The organism is Curtobacterium sp. PvP017, from assembly GCF_054060195.1.
In genome coordinates, this window is record NZ_JBSSCY010000001.1 from 326048 (window position 1) to 349681 (window position 23634).

At 71.3% G+C, this 23634-nt stretch carries 20 protein-coding genes; 3 read left to right on the plus strand and 17 right to left on the minus strand.

Features of this window, described 5'->3' with window-relative positions; translation table 11 throughout:
• Positions 1–697: 697 nt before the first annotated feature.
• The 4 genes from ACVKXF_RS01525 to ACVKXF_RS01540 all read right to left on the minus strand — a co-directional run bounded on the left by ACVKXF_RS01525 (position 698) and on the right by ACVKXF_RS01540 (position 5212).
• On the minus strand, positions 698–1747 hold the full coding sequence (locus ACVKXF_RS01525) for a hypothetical protein (protein ID WP_340195674.1): 1050 nt from the start codon (positions 1745–1747) through the stop codon (positions 698–700).
• Complete coding sequence (locus tag ACVKXF_RS01530) at positions 1744–3099, minus strand: sensor histidine kinase (protein ID WP_456794635.1); 1356 nt, start codon at positions 3097–3099, stop codon at positions 1744–1746. The genes ACVKXF_RS01525 and ACVKXF_RS01530 overlap by 4 nt, the downstream gene beginning before the upstream one ends.
• Before the next feature lie 5 nt (positions 3100–3104).
• Complete coding sequence (locus ACVKXF_RS01535; RefSeq protein ID WP_123313748.1) at positions 3105–3821, minus strand: response regulator transcription factor; 717 nt, start codon at positions 3819–3821, stop codon at positions 3105–3107.
• Between the two features lie 131 nt (positions 3822–3952).
• Positions 3953–5212, minus strand: a complete 1260-nt coding sequence (locus ACVKXF_RS01540) for a class I SAM-dependent RNA methyltransferase (RefSeq protein ID WP_456794636.1) — start codon at positions 5210–5212, stop codon at positions 3953–3955.
• A 14-nt stretch (positions 5213–5226) separates the two neighbouring features.
• On the opposite strand from ACVKXF_RS01540, the gene ACVKXF_RS01545 reads away from it, so the two are divergent.
• Positions 5227–6006 (plus strand): Maf family protein, encoded by a 780-nt coding sequence (locus tag ACVKXF_RS01545; RefSeq protein ID WP_456794637.1) that lies wholly within the window; start codon positions 5227–5229, stop codon positions 6004–6006.
• 79 nt (positions 6007–6085) lie between these two features.
• Entirely contained in the window at positions 6086–7867 is a 1782-nt protein-coding gene (locus ACVKXF_RS01550; protein ID WP_456794638.1) for an acetyl/propionyl/methylcrotonyl-CoA carboxylase subunit alpha, read from the plus strand.
• Between the two features lie 83 nt (positions 7868–7950).
• On the opposite strand, the gene ACVKXF_RS01555 is transcribed toward ACVKXF_RS01550, so the two are convergent.
• From ACVKXF_RS01555 to ACVKXF_RS01615, 13 genes are all read right to left on the minus strand, one after another.
• Entirely contained in the window at positions 7951–8625 is a 675-nt protein-coding gene (locus ACVKXF_RS01555; protein WP_456794639.1) for a hypothetical protein, read from the minus strand.
• A 443-nt stretch (positions 8626–9068) separates the two neighbouring features.
• Complete coding sequence (locus ACVKXF_RS01560; RefSeq protein ID WP_456794640.1) at positions 9069–10733, minus strand: phospho-sugar mutase; 1665 nt, start codon at positions 10731–10733, stop codon at positions 9069–9071.
• A complete protein-coding gene (locus ACVKXF_RS01565) occupies positions 10730–11572 on the minus strand; it encodes a purine-nucleoside phosphorylase (protein WP_123313754.1) in 843 nt (280 codons plus the stop codon). The genes ACVKXF_RS01560 and ACVKXF_RS01565 overlap by 4 nt, the downstream gene beginning before the upstream one ends.
• 87 nt (positions 11573–11659) lie before the next feature.
• Complete coding sequence (locus ACVKXF_RS01570; protein ID WP_123292189.1) at positions 11660–11938, minus strand: PTS sugar transporter subunit IIB; 279 nt, start codon at positions 11936–11938, stop codon at positions 11660–11662.
• Complete coding sequence (locus ACVKXF_RS01575) at positions 11935–12381, minus strand: PTS sugar transporter subunit IIA (RefSeq protein ID WP_396288865.1); 447 nt, start codon at positions 12379–12381, stop codon at positions 11935–11937. The genes ACVKXF_RS01570 and ACVKXF_RS01575 overlap by 4 nt, the downstream gene beginning before the upstream one ends.
• Before the next feature lie 3 nt (positions 12382–12384).
• Positions 12385–13497, minus strand: coding sequence for an adenosine deaminase (locus ACVKXF_RS01580; RefSeq protein ID WP_340195683.1), 1113 nt, complete (start codon positions 13495–13497; stop codon positions 12385–12387).
• 121 nt (positions 13498–13618) lie between these two features.
• Positions 13619–14917: a thymidine phosphorylase gene (locus ACVKXF_RS01585; RefSeq protein ID WP_456794641.1), complete on the minus strand. Its 1299-nt coding sequence runs from the start codon at positions 14915–14917 to the stop codon at positions 13619–13621.
• Positions 14918–14922: 5 nt separating this feature from the next.
• Positions 14923–15405, minus strand: coding sequence for a cytidine deaminase (locus tag ACVKXF_RS01590; RefSeq protein ID WP_123313758.1), 483 nt, complete (start codon positions 15403–15405; stop codon positions 14923–14925).
• Positions 15406–15424: 19 nt separating this feature from the next.
• Entirely contained in the window at positions 15425–16714 is a 1290-nt protein-coding gene (locus ACVKXF_RS01595) for an ABC transporter permease (RefSeq protein WP_456794642.1), read from the minus strand.
• Positions 16711–18072, minus strand: coding sequence for an ABC transporter permease (locus tag ACVKXF_RS01600; protein WP_456794643.1), 1362 nt, complete (start codon positions 18070–18072; stop codon positions 16711–16713). The genes ACVKXF_RS01595 and ACVKXF_RS01600 overlap by 4 nt, the downstream gene beginning before the upstream one ends.
• A 55-nt stretch (positions 18073–18127) precedes the next feature.
• Complete coding sequence (locus ACVKXF_RS01605) at positions 18128–19648, minus strand: ABC transporter ATP-binding protein (protein ID WP_123313759.1); 1521 nt, start codon at positions 19646–19648, stop codon at positions 18128–18130.
• A gap of 113 nt (positions 19649–19761) precedes the next feature.
• Complete coding sequence (locus tag ACVKXF_RS01610; protein ID WP_123313760.1) at positions 19762–20826, minus strand: BMP family lipoprotein; 1065 nt, start codon at positions 20824–20826, stop codon at positions 19762–19764.
• A 198-nt stretch (positions 20827–21024) separates the two neighbouring features.
• Positions 21025–22140 (minus strand): mannose-1-phosphate guanylyltransferase, encoded by a 1116-nt coding sequence (locus tag ACVKXF_RS01615; protein ID WP_396288870.1) that lies wholly within the window; start codon positions 22138–22140, stop codon positions 21025–21027.
• Positions 22141–22328: 188 nt separating this feature from the next.
• On the opposite strand from ACVKXF_RS01615, the gene ACVKXF_RS01620 reads away from it, so the two are divergent.
• A complete protein-coding gene (locus ACVKXF_RS01620; RefSeq protein WP_260233126.1) occupies positions 22329–23564 on the plus strand; it encodes a glycosyltransferase family 4 protein in 1236 nt (411 codons plus the stop codon).
• Positions 23565–23634: the final 70 nt, after the last annotated feature.

Sequence of the window (23634 nt, forward strand, 5' to 3'; positions counted from 1 at the left end):
CGAATCGCTCAAGGGGACCGGAAGTGCCGATTTTGTCCCCCATAATGACGACTGACACGAGGGGTGTGGGTTGGCATAGTTACTGGTGTTCGGTGTCCTTCAACGAAGAACATCGCAGGTCGGTGGCCGACTAGGGTACGACGCCACCGCCCGCTGCGAGGCAGGGCGACATTCGGGTTGTCGCTCAGCCTCGGGTCGTGAACGGGCCGGTCGGATACGACCGGCCCGTTCCCCGTTTCCGGGGGCGTTCGCGTCGGTCTGGTCGTCGGTCGTCGATGTGGAACGACATCCTCGACGTCGTACGACGTCCACAGTGTCGTCCCCCGGCGCCTGCACCAGTTGCACGCGCGCACGAGCGACACTCCCGACGTCGTACGACGTCCGTGTTGTCGCGTCAGCCGTCGGCGCCAGCCCGGCGTGCGACGGCGCGGCCGGGAGGCCCGTGGCGGCGGCGCCACGGGCCTCCCGGCCGGCACGTGTCCCGTCCACCGCCGCGCGCGCGTCCCACGGACCCGGAACGACGTCCTCGACGTCGTACGACGTCGAGGACGTCGTTCGCACGCGGACACAACAGGTGCGCGCGCGCACGAGCGACACCCTCGATGTCGTACGACGTCGACCTTGTCGCTTCCGTCCCGCCGCGCACGACGCCGCGCCCACGCCGCGCACGACCACGCGTGGGTCGGCGCAACGCGCCTCAGGCGGGCTCGTGCCGCGGGATCTCGAGCCAGAGGGCCACGGAGTCGTCCTCGTCGCCGTCGTCGTCCTCCATGCCGGCTCCGAGGGCGGCGGACTCGCTCGCCGCCGTGTCGAGCTTGAGCCCGACGACGGTCACCGCGGAGTCGGACCCCTCGCTGACGGTACGGACGATGACGTTGTCGGCCTCGCGGGCCTGTCGGAGGGCCTCGGCGATGCGGGCGTGGATGCGGCGCACGTCGTCGACCTCGAGCTCGTCGAGGCCGCCGTCGTCGTGCAGCTGCACCGTCGCACCCCGACGACGCAGGCGCATGACCTCGTCGCGGACGTCCTCGGACAGCAGGGAACGGCCGCGGATCTCGTCACGGATGGCCTGTTCGAGGTGCAGGCACTCGGCCCGGTCGGCGTCGTCCAGGTCGCCGCACGAGTCGATGATCCGCTGCAGCATCGGCAGGGCCATCCGTGTGGTCTGGCTCAGGCGGAACTGCCGCTCGAAGACGTGGGCGTCCTGCGCCGCCTGCCAGTCGGCGGTCTCCTGCTCCGCACGGACGAGCTCGCGGGTGTTCCGGATCGCCCGGTTCATCGCCACGGCGAACACCGTGGCGATCGCGACCCAGGCCACGCTGCCGAGCACACCGAGCGCTCCGAGTGCGTCGAGACCGGCCCACGCCACGGTGTAGACCGCCAGGAAGAGCACCCCGGCCCACGCGAACGGGCCACGGCCGCGGACGACCAGGACGACCATCAGCGTGCCGACGGCGGCGATCCACCACGTGGCGGTCCCCGGACCGTTCGCCAGGTCGACGACCGGGGCCGCGACGAGCGGCATCACGACCGCGGTGGCGAGCGAGAAGCACGCCGTCCAGACCGGCAGGACCTTGCCGGGCACGAAGAGTGCGGCGCCGGTGGCCGCCGCGTAGAGGACCATGCAGGCGATGACGGGTCCGACGTCGTGCACGCGCTGCAGTGACGCGACGGCGAGGACCAGGTGGTACACGGAGAACAGCGACGCCAGGCCGATCGCGATGCTCGCGGGGAGGGAGACCTTCATGCGGCGGCTCCGGTCGTCGAGGGCGCGGACGGCGTGGGAGGCGACCAGGTCAGCTCGATGCGCGTGCCCTCGCCCGGGGCGGTGTGCACCTCGGCGCGGCCGTCGACGGCCGCGACCCGCTCGATGATCGAACGCCGCACCCCGAGTCGTTCGGACGGGATCGTCGCGACGTCGAACCCGCGGCCGTCGTCACCGACCTCGACGTGCACGCCGTCGTCGTGCTGCTCGACGCGCACCCACCGGGTGACCTCGGGCCCACCGGCGTGCTGGACGCTGTTCACGGCGGCCTGCAGCGCCGCCGAGGCCAGTGCGTCGGCGACCGAGGCCGGCAGCCGGACCGGGCCGGACGGGGCGGGCACGAGCCGGACGGGCGCCGCGAGGGCACCGATCGCCTCGCCGATGCGAGCGCGGAGGTCGGCGAGCGAGACCGGGGTGTCGTCGTCCGGGCCGTCGGCCGCCGCGGCCTCGAGGTGGTCGATGGCGTTCCGCGCCATGCGCGCGGCGAGGGTCTTCGCCTCGAGCGTGTCGGCCCGGGCAGCGGAGAGCAGCGTCGTCAGCACGCTGTCGTGCACGATCGCGTCGACCTGCACGCGCTCGACCTCGACCGCGTGCTCACGGATCGCGAGCGAGTAGCGGCGGACCGCGGTGGACTGCGCCGTGTCGACGGACGAGGCGGCCCGGCGCAGGACCACCGCGATGACGAGCACCGCACCGCTGAGCAGCGCCGTGTACACGCCGTCGAGCAGTGCGCGGACGAGCCCGGCGTCACCGCCGACCGGGGTGAGCCGGAGGACCACGTAGACCGCCGGCACGAGTGCGGTGTAGATCGTGGCCCGCCACGTGGCGAAGCCCATCGCCGCAGCGGTCGAGCCGACGGTGCAGAACCACCACGGCCACGGCTGCTGCGTGGACGGGATCGACTCCTGCACCGTGAGCGGCCACGTCGTCAGCGCGACCAGGAAGAGGAGCGCGCACAGGATCTGCGCGAGCTGGGCGATCCGCGGCACGAACGCCGACACCCCGACCAGGACGAACGACGCCCCGAGTGCGATCGCGACGAGCGGACCCCAGAACGGGTCGAGGTACGGCAACTGAGCGAGGACCGCCGGGGTGTCGACGACGCCGAGGCCGACCGCGGTCATCGCCAGCAGGATCGCGAAGGCACGCTCCACCGATGCCTGCGTGATCGACGCGCGGACGCTGCGCGACGGGTCGGCGCCGAAGGGCGCACCGTCCCCGAAGCCGACCGGGTCGCCACCGGCCTGGCTCGACGCCGCACCAGCGCCGCCCGACCCGCGGCCGGAGCGCCTGCCGGTCCCCCGGCGCGACGCCGGCTCAGCCGCGCTCACCATCGGGTTCAGCGACCGTCGCCGTCGGGGTCGATGCCCGAGTCGAGCCCGGGGAGGATGCCGTCCTCGACCGCCCGTCGCAGCAGGTCGACCTTCGTCGGGGCCGGGCGACCGACCTCGACGTACTTCACGCGGATGCGGTCGAGGTACTCGCGCGCCGTGGAGTACCCGATGCCGAGCTGCTGCGCCGCCAGCTTGAGCGGCAGGCCCGAGGCGTACAGATGCAGGATCTCGCGCTCGCGCCGGCCGAGCTGGGCCTTCGCGAAGTCCCGGTCGGCGTCGATGGCGCTCGCCCACTCGAGGTTGTTCAGCACGTCCCCGCGGGCGACGGTGGCGACCGCAGCCATCACCGTCTTCGTGGCGGACGACTTCGGGATGACACCGGCAGCCCCTGCTGCGAGTGCTTCGCGGACGTTGGCGACGCGGTCCGCGATGGAGTGCACGAGCACGGCGGAGCCGGTCCCCTGCACACCCTTGACGTTCTCGGTCACGGTCGAACCGTCACCGAGGGACAGGTCGAGGACGACGACGTCGACCTCACGCCCGTCGAGGTTCTGGACGTACTCGGGCACGCTCGCGGCGGTGAGCACCACCTCGAAGCCCTCGTTCTGGCACGCCGCCTGGATCCCGAGCCGCACGGACTCGTGGTCGTCCACGATCGCGACCCGGACCGGCCTGGTGGCCGCGCCCGTCGTCTCGGCTGCGGTTGTCGTTCCTGCTCCCACTGTGGCCTCTCGTTCCGATGCGCGTCCCCGGCCCCTGAAACCGGTTCGCCATCAGCGCCCAGGATACCCAGGCTGGACTCAGGTCCGGGGAAACGAGGCGCGCCACGCGGACGAAACCGCGTGGATCCCGGTCAGCGCGCGGGCGTCAGGCGCGCCACGGCCTCCAGGTGGTGGGTGTGGGGGAACAGGTCGAACGCCCGCAGCGCCTCGAGCTTGTACCCCAGGTCGGCGAACGTGGCGACGTCGCGGGCGAGCGCGACGGGGTCGCAGGCGACGTACACGACCTGCGACGGCTGCAGGGCCGCGATCTGCTCGACGACCTGCCGACCGGCTCCGGCGCGCGGCGGGTCGAGGACGATCGTGCCGGCGCGGAACCGGTCCTTCTCGGCGCGCGCGGCGGTCGCCACCGTGTTCGCGAGCCAGCGGTCGACCCGCCCGGTCTCGGCACGGGCGCCGAGCCACTCGGCGAGGTTCTCCTGCGCGTGCTCGGTCGCGCGCGCGGCACTCTCGACGCTCGTGATGCGCGCCTTCGGTCCGACGAGGTCGCCGAGTGCGGCGGCCAGCAGGCCGACGCCGCCGTACAGGTCCAGGTGGGTGCCCTCGGGGTCGAGCCGGTCGCGGTCGACCAGGTCCTGCACGGCCTCGGTGAGCACCGACGCTGCGGCACGGTGCACCTGCCAGAAGCCGTTGTCGTCCACCTCGAAGGTGCGCTCCCCCACGACCTCGGTCACCACGGTGGGCTTCTGCTCGTCGATGACGAGCCGGGCGCCCTCGGAGCCGCTCGGCGCGAGCACGTCGATGACCGACGAACCGGGCATCACCCCACGACCGAGCGGTGCGCTCTGCTGCACGGCGTCGTTCGCGAGCGGCAGGCTGGTGACCGGGATGACGGAGTGCGAACGGGCCGCGAACGGACCGGCGGTGCCGTGCTCGTCGACGTGCAACCGGACCCGGGTGCGCCAACCGAGGCCGTTCGCCGCGTCGTCACCGGGCGCGGCCTCGACGACGACGTCCGAGCCGAGCACCGACGCCAGGTCCGTGTGCGCGAACCGCGAGAACGAGTCGACGAGCACGTCGTGCTTCAGCGTGCGCTGGTGGGCGAGGGCGATGTGGCCGAACTCGGCACCGCCCGGGCGCGTCTCGGGGTCGCGGTCGAGTGCGGCTTCGGCCCAGACGTGGTCGACGCGGTGCTCGCTCGGCGTGACGACGCTGACCGTGTCGGCGCGCCAGAACGACTTCTTCCGGTCCTCGGTCACCCGGGCGACGACGCGCTCCCCGGGGATCGCGTCCGAGACGAAGACCACCCGGCCTTCGTGCCGTGCCACCGAGATGCCGCCGTGGGCGATCCCGGTGACGTCGAGTTCGAGCAGCGTTCCGACGGATTCACCCATGGTGAGATGGTCCCATGCGTCTGTACCTCGCGAGTACATCCCCCGCCCGCCGAGCACTCCTCGCCCAGTCCGGGATCGAACCCGTGCTCGTGTCCCCCGGGGTCGACGAGGACGCCGCAGCAGCGGCAGCGGCCGCCGGGCTCGGCCGCGACCTGACCGGTCCGGAACTCGTGTCGCTGCTCGCCGTCGCCAAGGCGTCGGCCGTCGCGGACGCCGACGTCGCCGGCTCGCCGGTCGACGGCTTCGTGTTCGGCGGCGACTCCGCCTTCGAGGTCGACGGGCGCCTGTACGGCAAGCCGCACGACCCGGCCGTGGCCCGGGAGCGCTGGCGGCAGATGCTCGCCGCCGGCGGCGGGACGTTGTGGAGTGGGCACTGCGTCGTCGACCGGCGCCGCGACCTGGACCCGGCAACGGGGCGGACGGGAGGCCCGGATGCGGCCCGCCCCGTGCCTCCCGTCCGCAGCCTGGTGACGTCTCCTGCCGGCGTGCCGGAGCTGGGGGACGTCGCGCCCGGCGGGTCGGCCCTGGCCGCCGGCGGGGACCGCGTGGTCGCCGTGGACAGCGCGGTGCTGACGTTCGCCGACGACGTGTCCGCCGACGAGATCGACGCGTACGTGGCGACGGGCGAGCCGCTCGAGGTCGCGGGGGCGTTCACCATCGACGGGCGGGCGGCGGCGTACATCACGCGGATCGACGGGGCGCCGTCCGCGGTGATCGGGATGTCCCTGCCGGTGCTGCGCTCGATGCTGCTCCGGGGCTTCGGGATCGCCTGGCACGACCTCTGGTCACTGTAGACATCCGCACCTCTTCGGGGTGGTTCTTTGTGGGTGCCAGTCAATTCGTCCCCCCGTCGCACGAATACGCTGATGTCTCATGCCCCGTATCAGCAAGGTCCTCATCGCGAACCGCGGCGAGATCGCCGTCCGCATCATCCGCGCGGCCCGCGACGCAGGCAAGGCATCGGTCGCGGTCTACGCCGACCAGGACCGTGACGCCCTCCACGCACGCCTCGCCGACGAGGCCTACGCGCTGAACGGCACCACGAGCGCCGACACCTACCTCGTCATCGACAAGATCATCTCGGTGGCCCGCCGCTCCGGCGCGGACGCCGTGCACCCGGGCTACGGGTTCCTGGCCGAGAACGCCGACTTCGCCCGCGCCGTCATCGACGCCGGGCTGACCTGGATCGGCCCGTCGCCGGAGTCGATCGAGCGCCTCGGCGACAAGGTCTCCGCGCGCCACGTCGCCGAGAAGGTCGGGGCGCCGCTCGCCCCCGGCACCATCGAGCCCGTCAAGGACGCCTCCGAGGTCATCGCGTTCGCGGACGAGGTCGGCCTGCCGGTCGCCATCAAGGCGGCCTTCGGTGGCGGTGGCCGCGGCCTGAAGGTCGCACGGACGCGCGAGGAGGTCGCCTCGCAGTTCGAGTCGGCGACGCGTGAAGCCATCGCGGCGTTCGGTCGGGGCGAGTGCTTCGTCGAGAAGTACCTCGACAAGCCGCGCCACGTCGAGACCCAGTGCCTCGCCGACGAGCACGGCAACGTCGTCGTCGTCTCCACCCGCGACTGCTCGCTGCAGCGTCGCCACCAGAAGCTCGTCGAGGAAGCACCCGCGCCGTACCTGACGTCCGCGCAGGAAGAACGGCTGTACGAATCGTCGAAGGCGATCCTGCGCGAGGTCGGCTACGTCGGCGCCGGCACCTGCGAGTTCCTCATCGGGGCCGACGGCACCGTGTCGTTCCTCGAGGTCAACACCCGTCTGCAGGTCGAACACTGCGTCTCCGAAGAGGTCACCGGCATCGACCTCGTGCGTGAGCAGTTCCGCATCGCCGAGGGCGGCGTGCTCGACTACTCCGACCCCGTCGCGCGCGGCCACTCGTTCGAGTTCCGCATCAACGGCGAGGACCCGGGCCGCAACTTCTTCCCCGCGCCAGGCCCCGTGCACGCGTTCAACGCGCCGTCCGGCCCCGGTGTGCGTGTCGATTCGGGCGTCGTGTCCGGCGACGTCGTCTCCGGTTCGTTCGACTCGATGCTCGCGAAGCTCATCGTCACCGGTGCCACCCGTGCCGAGGCGCTCGAGCGTTCCCGGCGAGCACTCGCCGAGTTCGAGGTGACCGGCCTGCCGACCGTGCTCCCCTTCCACCGCGCGGTCGTGTCGGACCCGGCGTTCGCGACCGCCGACGACGAGCCGTTCTCCGTGTACACGCAGTGGATCGAGACCGACTTCATGAACGAGATCCCGGCGTGGAGCGGCTCTCCCGAAGAGCTCCCGGCACCGGCGTCGCGCGACTCCGTCGTGGTCGAGGTGCAGGGCAAGCGCATCGAGGTCACCATGCCGTCGATCGTCGGCGGTGGCGCCGTCGGTGCTGCCGGTCGTCGTCCGGCCGGTCCCACCGCTCCCCCGAAGCGTCGTTCGTCGGCGGTCAAGGGCGGCATCGCGAAGTCCGGCGGGTCCGTCGCGTCGCCGATGCAGGCCACCGTCGTGAAGCTCGCGGTCGCCGAGGGCGACACCGTGGTGAAGGGCGACCTGCTCGTCGTGCTCGAGGCCATGAAGATGGAGCAGCCCGTGCAGGCCCACAAGGACGGCGTCGTCACGAGCCTGAACGCCCCCGTCGGCCAGACGGTCTCGTCCGGCCACGTGCTGCTCGAGCTGGCGTAGCCCGGGTTCTACCTCTCCCCCGGAACCAGGTTCCGGACACAGCACCTTGCATCTAAACGGTGCTGTGTCCGTTCCACGGTGCGTCACCACGTCGGTGTCGTGCGGCTCGCCAGTGGGACCGGGAGTCCGGACCTCCGGAGCGTGGACGGAGCGTCTCCTCCCGGAAGGACTTCCCGCCAGATCAGCCTCGCGAGACCGCGGACCCCCGGGACTGCACGTACCGCGTCCTCTCGGAACTTCTCCGCGATCACCACTTCTTCTGCCGTCCGCGCGCCGCGAACCTCGCCGGCCCGGTACTTGACGAGTCCGTCGAACTCCACGACCACCCCCTGCTCCGGGAACCAGAAGTCGACCCGCGCGATGCATCGGCCGTCGACGGAGAATTCGTGTTGCAGCTCCGGCCGTGGCAACCCGAGATCGTGCATCACCAACAGCGCGAGGCTCTCTCCGACGGACTCGATCCGACCATCCGCGAGCTCGAGGAGCGCTCGGACCCGCTGGGCGCCGCGGCGTGTCGGTCGCGATTCGAGTCCGGCCAGCAGGTCGTGACGATCGGCCCCTCGTCGGAGCACCTCGTCGAGGACGACCAGGGCATGGCCCCGGTCATATCGGAGCGCAACGTCGATGGCCGTGGTCACCAGGTCCGTCGTCTCGACCCCGTCGATGAGCACGGTTGCCACGTCTCGACCACGCGCCGGCACCTTGTCGCTGAACCGCAGGCGCTGCGCGCGGTCGCGCGTGGGGTCGGTGAGGGCCACGCGATCCGGGAGTGGCCCGAACCAGGGCAGCCCGTGCATGACGACGGCCGACGCGTGCGACACGATCAGCCCCGGACGGGAGGCAGCGAGGACGGCGTCGATCCGGGCACGGTGACGAGTCGCTTCCGACGCATCCCGGAACGCCTGGGCGGGCGTCGACACGCCGTGGCCGATGCGGAGGAACTCGCCCCGCTCCGTTCTGCGCCGCATGCTGCGAGCCGTTGCGCTGTCCACCGGAGTCGTCATGAGCGTGAGGCGTTCCATCGGGACAGCGTGGCGTCCCGGCGGCCGCTCACGGCTCGATCACTCGGTCGCTGTGGAGAACCAGCCGACCCGTTGCCGTTGTGGAGCGGTACCGGGCTTACGCGACACTGCGGAACGGACACAGCACCGCGAAGATGCGCGGTGCTGTGTCCGGAACCTGGTTCGGGCGGAGCGGCGCCCTACGACACCAGGGGGCGGACCGAGCTCGCCAGGGCGTCGACGAGCCGCTGCGCGTCGGCGGGGGTCTCCGCGACCGTGTCGATGTAGACCTTGACCTTGGGTTCGGTCCCGCTCGGCCGGACGATCACCCGTGCGTCGCCGGTCAGGTCGTAGCGCAGGATGTCCGACGGCGGGAAGCCCTCGACCCCGTCGACGTAGTCCGTCACGGTGAGGACCTCCAGCCCGCCGAGCGACGTCGGCGGCGTGGATCGGAGCGACGCCATGATCTCCCCGATGCGCGACAGGTCGTCCACGCGGGTCGCGACCTGCCCTGACGCGAACGCCCCGAACTCGGCGGCGAAGGCGTCGAGCTGCCCGGAGATCGACGATCCGGCAGCGGCGAGGTCCGACGCCAACGACAGCAGCGACAGCGCCGCGGAGATGCCGTCCTTGTCGCGCACGACCTCGGGGTCCACCAGGTAGCCGAGCGCTTCCTCGTACCCGAAGAGCAGCCCGGGGACCCGCGAGACCCACTTGAAGCCGGTCAGGGTGTCCCGGTACTCCAGGCCGTGGCGGGCGGCGACACGGGCCAGCGCCGGCGACGAGACGATCGACGCAGCGAGTGTGCCGGTCGTCCCCGCCTCGGACGCCCGAGCGGCAGCCCGCCATCCGAGCAACCAGCCGACCTCGTTGCCCGAGAGCCTCCGGAAGGAACCGGACCCGTCCGGGATCGCGAGCGCGAGCCGGTCGGCGTCGGGATCGTTCGCGATGACGAGGTCGGCGCCGACGGCGACACCGCGCGCTGTCGCCAGGTCCATCGCCCCGGGTTCCTCGGGGTTCGGGAACGACACGGTCGGGAACGCCCCGTCCGGCTCGATCTGCTCCGGCACGACGGCCGGCTCCGCGAACCCGGCGGCGGCGAACACCGCACGCGCGGTCTCCCACCCGACACCGTGCATCGCCGTGTAGACGACCTTCGGCTGCGCTTCGGGTCCGAGTGCCGGCGGGGCGACGGTCTCCGCCGTGGCGGCCACGTAGGCGTCGAGCAGCTCGGACGAGGCGACGGTGTAGTCGGTGCCCCGGGGCAGGTCCGTGATCGACCCTGCGGCGACGGCATCGATGGCGTCCGCGATCTCGCCGTCGACGGGCGGCACGATCTGCGACCCGTCGTCGTCCTGACCGAGGTAGACCTTGTACCCGTTGTCGCGGGGCGGGTTGTGGCTCGCGGTGACCATCACCCCGGCGCCGACGTCGAGGTGCCGGACGGCGAACGCGAGCACCGGTGTGGGGAGGGCACCCGGCAGCAGCGTGACCTCGAGCCCGAGACCGCGCATCACCTCGGCCGAGTCGCGCGCGAAGACGTCGGAGTTCACGCGGCCGTCGTAGCCGATGACGACACTGCGCGACCGGCCGGTGTCGATCAGGAAGCGTGCGAGCCCTGCGGCCGCCTGGGTCACGACGACCCGGTTCATGCGGAGGGGCCCGGAGCCGAGCTCTGCGCGGAGTCCGGCGGTGCCGAACTGCAGCCGTCCCCCGAACCGTGCGGCGAGGGCCTGCACGGCCGGACCGGAACCGTCGGCGGCGGCGTCGATCGCGGCCGCGAGCTCGTCGCGGGTCTCCGGATCGGGGTCCTGCGCGAGCCAGGACCGCGCGGTCCCGAGCACGTGGTCGAGGTCGATCTTCACGAGGCCGGCTGTCCGAGCGCGGTCACCACACGGGCGAGGAGGTCCGCGATCACCGGTTCGGCCTGCTTGCCGGCCTCGAGCACCTCGGTGTGCGACAGCGGCGTCTTCTGGATGCCCGCCGCCAGGTTCGTGATGAGCGAGAACCCGAGGACCTCCATGCCCGCCTGACGGGCGGCGATGGCCTCGAGTGCGGTGGACATCCCGACGATGTGCCCTCCGATGGTCTTCGCCATCTGCACCTCGGCCGGGGTCTCGTAGTGCGGGCCGCGGAACTGCGTGTAGACGCCCTCGTCCAGGGACGGGTCGACCGACCGCGCCACGTCACGCAGACGGGCCGAGTACAGGTCGGTCAGGTCGATGAACGTCGCACCCTCGAGCGGGCTGTCGGCGGTCAGGTTGATGTGGTCGCTGATGAGCACTGGGGTGCCGGGCGTCCAGTGCTCCTTGATGCCACCGGCACCGTTCGTCAGCACCATGATCGAAGCACCCGTCGCCGCAGCGGTGCGGACGCTGTGCACGACCCGGCGGACGCCGTGGCCCTCGTAGTAGTGCGTGCGGGCCCCGATGACCAGCGCGTGGCGGCCGTCCGCGAGGCGAATCGACCGGATCGTGCCGGAGTGTCCGGGCACGGCCGAGGCGCTGAAGCCGGGGACCTGGTCCGCCGGGATCTCGGACACGGTCTCACCGATGATGTCGGCGGCCTTGCCCCAGCCCGAGCCGAGGGTCAGGGCGATGTCGTGCCGCTCGATGCCGGACTTCGCGGCGATGACGGCAGCGGCGTCGCGCGCGACCTCGAACGGGTCGGCAGCGGGGTCGTTCAGCGGGTTCTCGGTGCTCATGCCCCAACTCTAAAGGGCCGACGCCCGCCGCAGCGCCCGCCGCAGCGCCGCCGCAGCGCCGCCGCATCGGCCGCCGCCGCACCCACATCAGTGCTCGCCGAGCGCCCGGTCCACCGCCGCCGTGATCTCGCCCTGGTCGAAGTGGTTCCGGATGACGATGACCTCGGCGTAGGTGTCACCGATCGCCTCGACGAACTCCTGACTGGTGAGGATCACGTTGGCGTCGTCGGACACGTCCCGCACCGAGGCCACGTCGGCCGCGACGACCGATGCCTGCAGGCCGAGTGCGGACAGCGCCTTCTCGGCGTTCACCTTGAGGATGCCGCTCGACCCGATGCCGGCACCGCAGATGGTCACGATCTTCACGCGGACACCCCCATGATCGTGCGGACCTCGTCCGCCGTCGTCGCGTCGGCGATCCGCCCCGTGACGGTCTCGTCGTTGAACAGGTTCGCGATCTCGCCGATGGACTCGAGGTGCGTCCCCACCCCGGCGACCGCGAGCCCGAGGACCACGCGGACGGGGTCGTTGTGCGGGTGGCCGAACGCCACCGGCGACGCCAGGGTCACGACGGCGAGCCCGTCGCGCAGGACCGCGCCACCCGGCCGGGCGTGGGCGAACGCCAGTCCCGGGGAGATCACGATGTACGGCCCGTGTTCCTCGACCATGCCGACCATGGCGTCGGTGTACTCGTCGGTCGTGGCTCCGGACGCGACGAGCGCGCCACCGGCCAGGCGCATCGCGTCACGCCAGGTGGGCGCGGCGGCCCCGAGGAGCACGGCGGCGTCCGGCAGCGGCGGCAGTCCCATGCGTCAGGCCTCCGAGTACCCGGAGGTGATGGTGGCGATGATCTCCTCGCGGTCCTCGAGCGGCAGGAACGAGCCCAGTGCGGCGTTGATCTGGAACGCTGCCAGGTCGTCGAGGTCGTAGCCGAACGTGCCCGCGAGCAGTGCCAGCTCCTTCGACAGCGACGTCCCGCTCATCAGGCGGTTGTCGGTGTTCACCGTGACCCGGAACCCGAGCTGGTAGAGCACGTCGAAGGGATGGTCGGCGAGGTCGTCGCCCCAGGCGGCGATCGCACCCGTCTGCAGGTTGGAGGACGGCGACACCTCGAGCGGGATCTCGCGGTCGCGGACCCACGACGCGACCTCGCCGAGGGAGGCCAGCGTCGAGCCGTCACCGGCGTCGGAGAGCGTGACGTCCTCGAAGATCCGGACGCCGTGCCCGAGCCGCAGCGCGCGGCCGTCGACGAGCGCGGACCGGATGGAGGCGAGCCCGTCGGCCTCGCCCGCGTGCACGGTGACGGGGAAGAGCTCGGACGCGAGGTGGTCGAACGCGGCGCGGTGGTTCGAGGCGGGGAACCCGGCCTCGGCACCGGCGATGTCGAAGCCGACGACACCGGCGTCGCGGTGCCGCACGGCGAGCTCGGCGATCTCGAGCGAGCGGTCGGCGTGCCGCATCGCGGTGACGAGCTGGCCGACACGGATGCGCCCGCCGGCGGCGTCGACCGCTTCCTCGATGCCGGCCTGCACGGCCTCGACCGTCTCGTCGAGCGTCAGCCCGCCCTGCAGGTGCTGTTCCGGGGCCCACCGGACCTCGCCGTAGACGACGCCGTCGGCGACCAGGTCCTCGACGAACTCGCGGGCGACGCGCGTCAGCTGCGGCGCGGTCTGCATCACCGACGTGGTGACGTCGAACGTCTTGAGGTACTCGACGAGCGAGCCGGAGTTGGACTGGTCCGCGAACCACTGGCCGAGTGCCTCGGGGTCGGTGGTCGGCAGCGCCACACCCGAAGCACCAGCCAGCTCGACGATCGTCGCGGGGCGCAGACCGCCGTCGAGGTGGTCGTGCAACGAGACCTTCGGCAGGTCGTTGATGACCGCTCCGGCGTCGGGCAGGCGGTAGGTCGGGGCATCGGCGCTCATGCGACCAGGCTATCGGTGGTCACCGACCGCGCGCAGGCACCTGTGCACAACACACACCGGAACGGACTGGAGGCTCCCCACAGCAGTGCAGGAGGCCTGACGGTCCGTCAGGTGGCCGGGTTCAGGACCCGATGCGCTCCCGCACGATCGGCCCGCGGGCAGCGGCCGCAGCGTCGGACGAGCCGATCGACCACGCACCCTCGAGCGACTCGAGCGCCCGCGGGATCCGTGACGCGTCGTCGGTGTGCAGCGTCCAGAGCGGCTGTCCCTCGGTCACGGTGTCACCGGGCTTGACGTGCAGCTCGATGCCCGCACCCGCCTGCACCGGGTCCTGTGCTCGGGCGCGGCCGGCACCGAGGCGCCAGGCCGAGACACCGAACGGCAGGGCGTCCTGCTGCGCGAGCACACCGGACGACGGCGCGGTCACGACGTGCTGCTCCCGGGCGACCGGCAACGCGGCGGAGTGGTCCCCGCCCTGCGCCTGGATCATCCGGCGCCAGGTGTCCATCGCCCGGCCGTCGGCCAGCGCTGCGGCCGGGTCGGCGTCCGGCAGTCCGGCGAGCGTGAGCATCTCGGTCGCGAGCGCGACCGTCAGTTCCACGACGTCGGCCGGACCGCCGCCCTCCAGGACCTCGACCGACTCCCGCACCTCGAGCGCGTTGCCGATGGTCAGTCCGAGCGGGACCTCCATGTCGGTCAGCAGCGCCGAGGTCTTCACCCCGGCGTCGTTGCCGAGGTCCACCATCGTCTGCGCGAGCTCACGGGATGCCTCGTACGTGGGCATGAACGCCCCGGACCCGAACTTCACGTCGAGCACGAGCGCACCGGTGCCCTCGGCGATCTTCTTCGACATGATGCTCGACGCGATGAGCGGGATGCACTCGACGGTGCCGGTGGTGTCGCGGAGCGCGTAGAGCTTCTTGTCGGCGGGTGCCAGGCCCGAGCCAGCGGCGCAGATGACCGCGCCGACGTCGGACAGGATCTCCATCATCCGGTCGTTCGACAGCGCGGCCTGCCACCCGGGGATCGACTCGAGCTTGTCGAGCGTCCCGCCGGTGTGCCCGAGGCCACGACCGGACAGCTGCGGCACCGCGACACCGAACGACGCCACCAGCGGTGCGAGCGGCAGCGTGATCTTGTCGCCGACCCCGCCCGTGGAGTGCTTGTCGACGGTCGTCTTGCCGAGCGACCCGAACGACATCCGTTCCCCCGACGCGATCATCGCGAGCGTGAGGTCCTTGACCTCGCGCCGCTCCATCCCGTTCAGGAAGATCGCCATCGCCATCGCGGCCATCTGCGGGTCCTCGACGTAGCCGCGCGTGTAGGCGTCCACGAGCCAGTCGACTTCGGCGGTGCTCAGAGCGCCACCGGATCGCTTCGTGCGGATGAGGTCGACGGTGTCGAACGGCTCGACGGCCATGTGGATCAGTGCTCCTGCTGGTAGGTGGCGAGGGTGCGCGGCCCGAACGCATCGGGCAGGACCTCGTCGATGGTGCGGATGCCCGAGACCGTCTCGAGGAGCATGCCCTCGGTCGAGTGCTCGAACAGCAGCTGGCGGCAGCGGCCGCACGGCATCAGGGTGGCGCCGTCGCCGTCGACGCACGTGAACGCGACGAGCTTGCCGCCGCCGGTCATGTGCAGCTGCGACACGAGCGAGCACTCGGCGCAGAGCGTCACCCCGTAGCTCGCGTTCTCGATGTTGCAGCCGGAGACGATCCGACCGTCGTCGGTGAGCGCCGCGGCGCCCACCGGGAACGACGAGTACGGCGCGTAGGCGCGCCGCATCGCGGCGGTCGCTGCCGTCCGCAGGGCGGTCCAGTCCACGTCGTCGACCGGGAGGCCCGTGGCTGCGTCCGCAGGGGCGGTGGCGGTGACCGCCTGGTCACCTGGTTCGTGCGTGTCGGTCATGTGCCGTGCCTCCAGGCCGTCAGCTCTTGATGTAGGGCTTGCCGGACGCGGCGGGGCCGCGTGACTGGCCGACCAGGCCGGCCACGGCGAAGATCGTCACCACGTACGGCAGCATGAGCAGGAACTCGCTCGGCACGGGCGAGTCGATCGCCCCGAGCGTGTTCTGCAGGTTCGACGCGAAGCCGAACAGCAGGGCGGCGAGCGTGGCCTTGATCGGGTCCCAGCGACCGAAGATGACGGCGGCCAGGGCGATGTAGCCGGCGCCCGCGGTCATGTCCTTCGTGAACGGTCCGACCGCGTCGAGCGTGAAGTACGCGCCACCGAGGCCCGCGATCGCGCCGGCGAGCGACACGTTCCAGAACCGGGTGCTCGTGACGTTGATGCCCACCGTGTCGGCCGCCTGCGGGTGCTCCCCGACCGCGCGGAGGCGCAGGCCCCAGCGGGTCTTGAACAGGCCGAAGGTGACGACCGCGACGGCGACGTAGGCCAGGTAGACGATGACGCTCTGCTCGAAGAACACCGGGCCGATGACCGGGATCTGGTGGAGCAGCGGGATCTCGAACTTCGGGAACCGGATGCCGATGTTCAGCGTGGTCTCGTTCGGCGACAGCACCTGCGAGTACAGGAAGCCGGTCAGGCCGGAGATGAGGGCGTTGATGACGACGCCGACGATCACCTGGTCGACGAGGTACTTGATGCTGAACGCGGCGAGGATGAACGACACGAGCACACCGGCGACGAGCGCACCGACGAGTCCGACCCACGCGGAGCCGGTGATCGACGCGATGAGCGCCGAGGTGAACGCACCGGCGAGGAACTGGCCCTCGATGGCGATGTTGACCACGCCGACCCGTTCGGAGATGACGCCGCCGAGGGCACCGAACACGAGCGGGACACTCAGTCCGAGCGCACCGACCAGCAGGCCCGGCAACGGGATCGTGGCGCCGGCAGCTGCCCACGTCAGGAACCCGACGACGAAGACGATCGCGAAGACCGACGTGACCCAGAGCGGGACGTGCCGGTACGCGCGGACCTCGACGACGGCGTAGACCGTGGCGATCGCCAGGAGCACGACGACCACGTAGCCGGTCGGTGCCGCGGACAGCGGCACGTTCGGCAGGGCGATGAAGTCGCCGGCGTTCGCGAGCCGGAAGGTCGTCGTGCCGGTGCGGCTGAGCAGGACGAAGAACACGACCGCGAGCAGCGTGAACACGCCGTACCCGATCGGGAGCTTCCAGCTGCGGGTCGTCTCGACCGGACGGTCGGACAGGGGCGACGCGGGCGCCGCGGTGGTGCTGAGGGTGCTCACGCGGCGACCGCCTTCTTGCTGTTCTTGCTCGTCTTCGTGCGCTGGCGGGCTCCCGGCTGCGGGATCCGGAAGATCGCGCGGACGAGCGGCGGCGCCGCGATGAACAGGACGATGAGGGCCTGGATGACGCCGACGATGTCGATCGGGATGCCGTTGGCGGCCTGCATCGCGTAGCCACCGTTCTTCAGCACGCCGAACAGGATCGCGGCCCAGAACACGCCCCACGGCTTCGAGCGGCCGAGCAGCGCGACGGTGATCGCGTCGAAGCCGATGCCGGCGTCGATGCCCGAGGTGAAGCCCGTCGTGACGGCGCCCTGCACCTGGTAGGCACCGGCGATGCCGACCAGGGCACCGGAGATGACCATCACCCAGATCGTCAGCGCCGGAACGCTCATGCCGGCGACGCGGGCGGCACGGGGGTTCTCACCGATGGTGCGGAACCGGAAGCCGAGCGAGGACTTGTTGACGAGCCACCAGACCACGACGACCGCGAGGATCGCGACGATGAACCCGGCGTCCACCCCGTACCGCACACCGAAGAGCTGCGGCAGCAGGGCGCTGTCCTTCGTGGCGGGCGAGATCGGGTTGCTGCTGCCCGGGGCCTGCAGCAGGCCCGGGGTGCGGAGCAGGTAGCTGACCAGGTAGAGCGCGACGTAGTTGAGCATGATCGTGACGACCACCTCGTTCGCGCCCGTGCGGGCCTTGAGGACACCGACGATCCCGCCCCAGACCGCACCGCCGACGATGCCGGCGACGATGGTGAGGGGGATGTGGATCGCGGCGGGCATGTCGAACGAGAAGCCGACCCACCCGGCCGCCGCGGCACCCATCAGGATCTGACCCTGGCCGCCGATGTTGAACAGCCCGGCGCGGAACGACAGCGCGATCCCGAGCCCGGCGACGACGAGCGGCACCGCGTAGTCGATCGAGCGGGTGAGCGGCCCGATGGCCTGCTGGAAGCTGTCGGCGCCGAAGTTGAACACCGACCCCTGGAACAGCGAGGCGTAGGCGCCGCCGACCGCGGTGCCGATGGCCTGGAGCATGTCGGCCGGGCGGGCGAAGAAGTAGCCCGCGGTGGCGCGGACGTTCTCGTCCGTCAGCGCGATGAGGATGCCGCAGGCCACCAGCGCGAGCACGACGGCGAGGACCGTGACGAGCACGGACCCGTTCAGGATGCTCTGCAGGGCGGCGTGCCAGCGGTCGGTGCCGGGGGCACCGTTGCGGCGTTCGGTGTCGTCGACCGAGTCCGTCATCAGGTGCGGGGTCTCCGGCGCCTCCTGCAGGCGGTCGTCGGTGAGCGGGGCATCGGCCTCGGTGCCGGGGGTGGGCTGCGTGTTGTCTGGGTCCTGCGCGGTCACGCTGCCAGCTCCGTTCCGGTCGTGGATGTGGCTTGGATCTCGCCGGCCGAACCGGTCATGCGGCCAGCTCCGTTCCTTCTGGGATCTCGCCGGCCATCATGAGGCCGAGGACGTCTCGCGGGGTGGTCGCCGGCACGATCCCGACGATGCCGCCGCGGTACATGACGGCGATGCGGTCGGCCAGTGCCACGACCTCGTCGAGCTCGGTGGAGACGACGATGACGGGCACACCGGTGTCGCGGGTGGCGACGATGCGCTTGTGCACGAACTCGATCGACCCGACGTCGATGCCGCGCGTGGGCTGCGCGGCGACGAAGAGCCGGAGCTCGCGGCTGAGCTCGCGGGCGAGGACGATCTTCTGCTGGTTGCCACCGGACAGCCGGCCGGCAGCGGTCGCGCGGCCCGGCGTGCGGATGTCGAACTCGGCGATCTTCTCGTCGGCGAAGGCGTCGCGCTCGGCGGCGCGGATGGTGCCGGCGCGGACGAACGCGTCGTGGTCGGACCGGTCGAGCATGAGGTTCTCCGCGATGGTGAACTCGCCGACCAGGCCGTCCTCCTTGCGGTCCTCGGGGACGAAGCCGACGCCGGCGTCGAGCACCTGCTTGACGCTGCGGCCGGTGAGTTCCTTGCCGTCCAGCGTGATGCGGCCGGCGTGGACGGGCTCGAGGCCGAGGATCGCCTCGGTGAGCTCGGTCTGGCCGTTGCCCTGCACCCCGGCGATCGCCAACACCTCGCCACGACGGACCGAGAACGACACGTCGTCGACGAGCACGATGCCCGACGGGTCGGTGACGGTGAGGCCCTCGACGACGAGGGCGTCCTCGCCACCGGTCGACGGCGTCTTGTCGACGACGAGCGAGACGGCGCGGCCGACCATCAGGGCAGCGAGCTCGTTGTTCGTCGCGGTGGGCGATGCCTCACCGACGACCTTGCCGAGCCGGATCACCGTGATGCGGTCGGCGACCTCGCGGACCTCGCGGAGCTTGTGGGTGATGAAGACGATCGCGGTACCGGCCTCGCGGAGCTGGCGCATGATGCCCATCAGCTCGTCGGTCTCCTGCGGGGTGAGCACGGCCGTCGGCTCGTCGAACACCAGCACGGAGGCGTCGCGGGACAGTGCCTTGATGATCTCGACGCGCTGCTGCACGCCGACGGGCAGGTCCTCGATCTTGGCGTCGGGGTCGACGTCGAACCCGAACCGGTCCGAGATCTCCTTGACCCGCTTGCGGGCACCGGCCAGGTCGAGCCGGCCGCCGAAGGTGGTCTGCTCCTGCCCGAGCATGACGTTCTCGGCGACGGTGAACACGGGCACGAGCATGAAGTGCTGGTGCACCATGCCGATGCCGGCGCGCATGGCGTCGCCCGGGCCGTCGAAGTCCTGGACCACGTCGTCGAGCAGGATCTCGCCCTCGTCGGCGTCGTACAGGCCGTAGAGCACGTTCATCAGGGTGGACTTGCCGGCGCCGTTCTCACCCAGGAGGCAGTGGACCTCACCCGGCTCGACGGTGAGCGAGATGTGGTCGTTGGCGACCAGGGCGCCGAACCGCTTGGTGATGCCGCGGAGTTCGAGCTTCATGTTCGGGAGTCTATTTCTGTCTCGAGTGCGCCACGCGGGCGCACGGTCTCGCGTGCACCACTCGGGCGCACGAGAACGCGGGCGAGGGAAGCCCCTCGCCCGCGTCCGTCGGGTCAGGACTGGGTCTTGACCTTGATCGAGCCGTCGATGATGCCGGCCTTCACGTCGTCGAGCTCGCCCTGCAGGCTCTTGTCGACCTTCGACTCGAAGTCGTGGAACGGCGCGATGCCGACGCCCTCGTTCTTGAGCGTCCCCACGTACGGGGTCTTCGAGAACTTGTCGTCCGCCGCCTGCTCGACGACGTCCTTCACGGCCGGGCGCATGCCCTTCTCGACCGAGGTGAAGGCGATGTCCTTGTAGCGCGGGTCGGCCTCGTAGAGGTCGCTGTCCGCACCGATCAGGACGGAGCCGTTGTCGGCGTCCTTGATGGCTTCGGCAGCCGACTGGTAGATCGGGCCACCGACGGGCAGGATCACGTCGGCGTCCTGGTCGAGGAGCGTCTGCGCGACCGACTTGGCCTGCGTGCCGGCCTCGAAGCCACCGGTGAAGGAGCCCTTGCCGGAGTCGACGTTCCAGCCGACGACCTTGACGTCCTTGTCCTTCTGCTCGTTGTAGTACTTCACGCCGTCCGCGAAGCCGTCCATGAAGATGGTGACGGTCGGGATCTGCATGCCGCCGAAGGTGCCGACGACGCCGGTCTTCGAGTACGACGCCGCTGCGTAGCCGGCGAGGAACGCGGCCTGCGAGGTGTCGAACGTGATCGGCTTGACGTTCTCCGCGTCGATCGAGCTGTCGTCGATGATGGCGAAGTCGGTGTCGGGGTTCGCGGCGGCCTGCTTCTTCGTGGCGTCAGCGAGGTTGAAGCCGACGGTCACGACGAGGTTGCAGTTCTGGCCGATGAGCTGCTCGATGTTCGAGTCGTAGACGGTGGCGTCCTTCGACTCGGCCTCCTTGTAGGTGGCACCGAGTTCCTTGGCGGCGTCCTTCATGCCCTCGTAGCCGAGCTGGTTGAACGACTTGTCGTCGAAGCCACCGGCGTCGGAGACCATGCAGGGGCGGAAGTCGGTCTTCTTGGCGGTCGTCGTGTCGGACGGCGCCGAGGCACAACCGGCGAGGACGGCGGCGGTGCCGAGGAGCGCGAAGCCGCTGAGGACGACGCGTCGGGTACGAGATGTCACGGGTGGGTTCCTCCGGGGAGCGTGCCCGGACCACGTGCGTTCCGGGCGATCGTGGCGACAGTACACGACCGCCCGGCCGGTACAGGACCCGTTGCCCCGGTCCGGTGGATCGGTTACGGGATCGCGACCGCGCCGAAACGCGCCCGTAACGCGGGGTCACCCGCAGACCCCCATTTCGAGGGGTTTGTCGGTGGAGCGCTACAGGACGTCGCCGCGGCCGCTGATCTTGAGCGCATCCACGACGCCCTTGACCCGCTGCGCGTTCGCGCTGGTCGTCACGAGCAGCGCGTCGGGAGTGTCCACGACGACGATGTCCTCGACCCCGATGAGCGAGATGAGCCGCTGGCTGTGCGAGATCACGATGCCGCTCGACGAGTCGGCCAGGATGCGCGCACCGTCGCCGAGGACGGCGAGGTTGTTCGGTCGACCACCGGACTGCAGCTTGGCGAGCGAGGCGAAGTCGCCGACGTCGTCCCAGTCGAAGTCACCGGGCACGACGGCCATGCGTCCGGCAGCGGCAGCGGGCTCGGCGACGGTGTAGTCGATCGCGATCTTCTCGAGCGTGGGCCACACCGCGTCGACGACCGCGCCGCGGGCCGAGGTGTCCCAGGCGTCCGCGAGTTCGTTGATGCCGGCGAGCAGCGTCGGGTTGTTCCGGCCGATCTCCTCGAGCAGCACGTCGGCGCGGGCGATGAACATGCCCGCGTTCCACAGGTACGTGCCCTGTTCGACGTAGGAGCGTGCGGTGTCCAGGTCGGGCTTCTCGACGAACGACCGGACGGCGTGCGCGGTCGGTGCACCCTCGATGTCCAGGGTGTCGCCGTGCGCGTGGATGTAGCCGAAGCCGATGGCGGGCTCGGTCGGCGTGATGCCGATGGTCGTGATGTAGCCGGCGCGGGCGACGGCGACGGCCTCGCGCACGGAACGGCGGAAGCCGCGGGCGTCACCGATCACGTGGTCGGCGGCGAAGGACCCGATGACGACGTCGGGTTCGCGGCGGACGAGGATCGCCGCGGCGAGGCCGATGGCCGCCGTGGAGTCCTTCGGCTCGCTCTCGAGTACCACGTTGTGGTCCTCGACCCCCGGCAGTTGCGACTCGACGGCGACGCGGTGCGCCCGTCCGGTCACGACCATGATCCGCTGCTCGCCCGCGAGCGGGGCGAGCCGGTCCCAGGTCTGCCGGAGCAGCGAGGCACCGGAGCCCGTCAGGTCGTGCAGGAACTTGGGTGCGTCCGCGCGCGACAGCGGCCACAGGCGCGATCCGATGCCCCCTGCGGGGATGATCGCGTAGAAGTCTTCGAGAGCGTCAGCCACGCGCTCACCGTACCGGTCCCACGGCGCGGATCCTGGGTGGTCTCCGCACGATTCCCGCATGCGGGCTCCCGCAGGGCAGCGTCGAGCGTGCGCGCGGCGACGGCGTCGCGTTGTTCACCCGTCGCCTCCGCCCCGTTCACGTCGTCGGCCCCGCGGGGTCACGTGGCGCCCGGAGCATGGGCAGCACCATGAGCGCACGCAGCGTGGAGCGCGGCACGTCCCCCCGGACCGTCGCCGTCGTGACCGAGAGCTTCCTGCCCACCCTCAACGGCGTGACCACCAGCGTCCTCGCGGTCCTCGACCACCTGGAGCGCCGTGGCCACCGCGCGGTCGTGATCGCACCGGACACCCCGGGACTCGCACAGTTCCGTTCGCGCACCAGCGTCGAGCGCTACCGCTCCTTCGACGTCCACCGGGTCCCCGCCGTCGCGTACCGGCAGTTCCCGGTCGCACTCCCCCACCCGGTGCTCGACACGATCCTCGCCGCCTCCGGCGCCGACGTGCTCCACGCCGCCAGTCCGTTCCTGTTGGGTGGGCGCGCGATCACGGCGGCCGGGAGGCTCGGCATCCCCTCCGTCGCCGTCTTCCAGACCGACGTGGCCGGGTTCGCCCGCCGCAACGGCTTGACCGCGACCGTCCCGTTGGTGCGGAGGATCCTCGGACGCATCCACGCCGGCGCCTCGCTGACGCTCGCGCCGTCGAGCGCGACCGCCGCGATGCTCGCCGAGGACGGCGTGCCCCGCGTCGCCCGCTGGGGTCGCGGCGTCGACACCGAGCTCTTCCACCCGGCCCGGCGGGAGTCCGCCCACGTGCGAGCGCTCCGACGCCGGATCGCGCCGGACGGCGAGACGATCGTCGGCTACGTCGGGCGGCTGGCGCCGGAGAAGGAGGTCGAACGGCTCGCCGAGCTCGGCGGGATCCCCGGCATCCGCGTCGTCGTGGCCGGCGGTGGGCCGTCCCGGGCGCTGCTCGAGCGACGCCTGCGGCACCTCGACGTCACCTTCACCGGACCGTTGCGCGGCGACGCCCTCGCCGACGCGTACGCCTCGCTCGACCTCTTCGTGCACACGGGTCCGGCCGAGACCTTCGGGCAGACCCTCCAGGAAGCGCACGCCTCGGGGCTGCCCGTGATCGCGCCGGCGTCGGGTGGTCCGCTCGACCTCGTCGCCCCCGGACTCGACGGCGAGCTCTACGATCCCGACGCACCGCAGGCCCTGCGGCAGGCGGTCCTGCGGCTGCACCACGACCGCGCTCTCGCGGATCGGATGGGTTCCGCGGGCCGTCTCCGGGTCGAGGGCACCACGTGGGAGGCCGTCGGCGACCAGCTCCTCGGGCACCACGACACGGCTCGCACCATCGGCGCGCCGCCCGTCGGTCGGGGCCTGCGGGCCGGTCGGGACGAGAAGGTCAGCGCCCGAGCATAGGATGGGTCGTGTTCCACACGAACGCGAACGGCAAGGGCTCGCCGATCGGGCGAGCCCGTCCTACGGAAGG

Excerpts from the sequence above, each read along its gene's own strand:
- ACVKXF_RS01585 (WP_456794641.1), bottom strand. The coding sequence starts at position 14,917 with ATGGCCGTCGAGCCGTTCGACACCGTCGACCTCATCCGCACGAAGCGA.
- ACVKXF_RS01530 (WP_456794635.1), bottom strand. The coding sequence starts at position 3,099 with ATGGTGAGCGCGGCTGAGCCGGCGTCGCGCCGGGGGACCGGCAGGCGC.
- ACVKXF_RS01545 (WP_456794637.1), top strand. The coding sequence starts at position 5,227 with ATGCGTCTGTACCTCGCGAGTACATCCCCCGCCCGCCGAGCACTCCTC.
- ACVKXF_RS01590 (WP_123313758.1), bottom strand. The coding sequence starts at position 15,405 with ATGACCGACACGCACGAACCAGGTGACCAGGCGGTCACCGCCACCGCC.
- ACVKXF_RS01605 (WP_123313759.1), bottom strand. The coding sequence starts at position 19,648 with ATGAAGCTCGAACTCCGCGGCATCACCAAGCGGTTCGGCGCCCTGGTC.
- ACVKXF_RS01575 (WP_396288865.1), bottom strand. The coding sequence starts at position 12,381 with ATGGGACTGCCGCCGCTGCCGGACGCCGCCGTGCTCCTCGGGGCCGCC.
- ACVKXF_RS01525 (WP_340195674.1), bottom strand. The coding sequence starts at position 1,747 with ATGAAGGTCTCCCTCCCCGCGAGCATCGCGATCGGCCTGGCGTCGCTG.
- ACVKXF_RS01550 (WP_456794638.1), top strand. The coding sequence starts at position 6,086 with ATGCCCCGTATCAGCAAGGTCCTCATCGCGAACCGCGGCGAGATCGCC.
- ACVKXF_RS01540 (WP_456794636.1), bottom strand. The coding sequence starts at position 5,212 with ATGGGTGAATCCGTCGGAACGCTGCTCGAACTCGACGTCACCGGGATC.
- ACVKXF_RS01620 (WP_260233126.1), top strand. The coding sequence starts at position 22,329 with ATGAGCGCACGCAGCGTGGAGCGCGGCACGTCCCCCCGGACCGTCGCC.
- ACVKXF_RS01565 (WP_123313754.1), bottom strand. The coding sequence starts at position 11,572 with ATGAGCACCGAGAACCCGCTGAACGACCCCGCTGCCGACCCGTTCGAG.
- ACVKXF_RS01580 (WP_340195683.1), bottom strand. The coding sequence starts at position 13,497 with ATGAGCGCCGATGCCCCGACCTACCGCCTGCCCGACGCCGGAGCGGTC.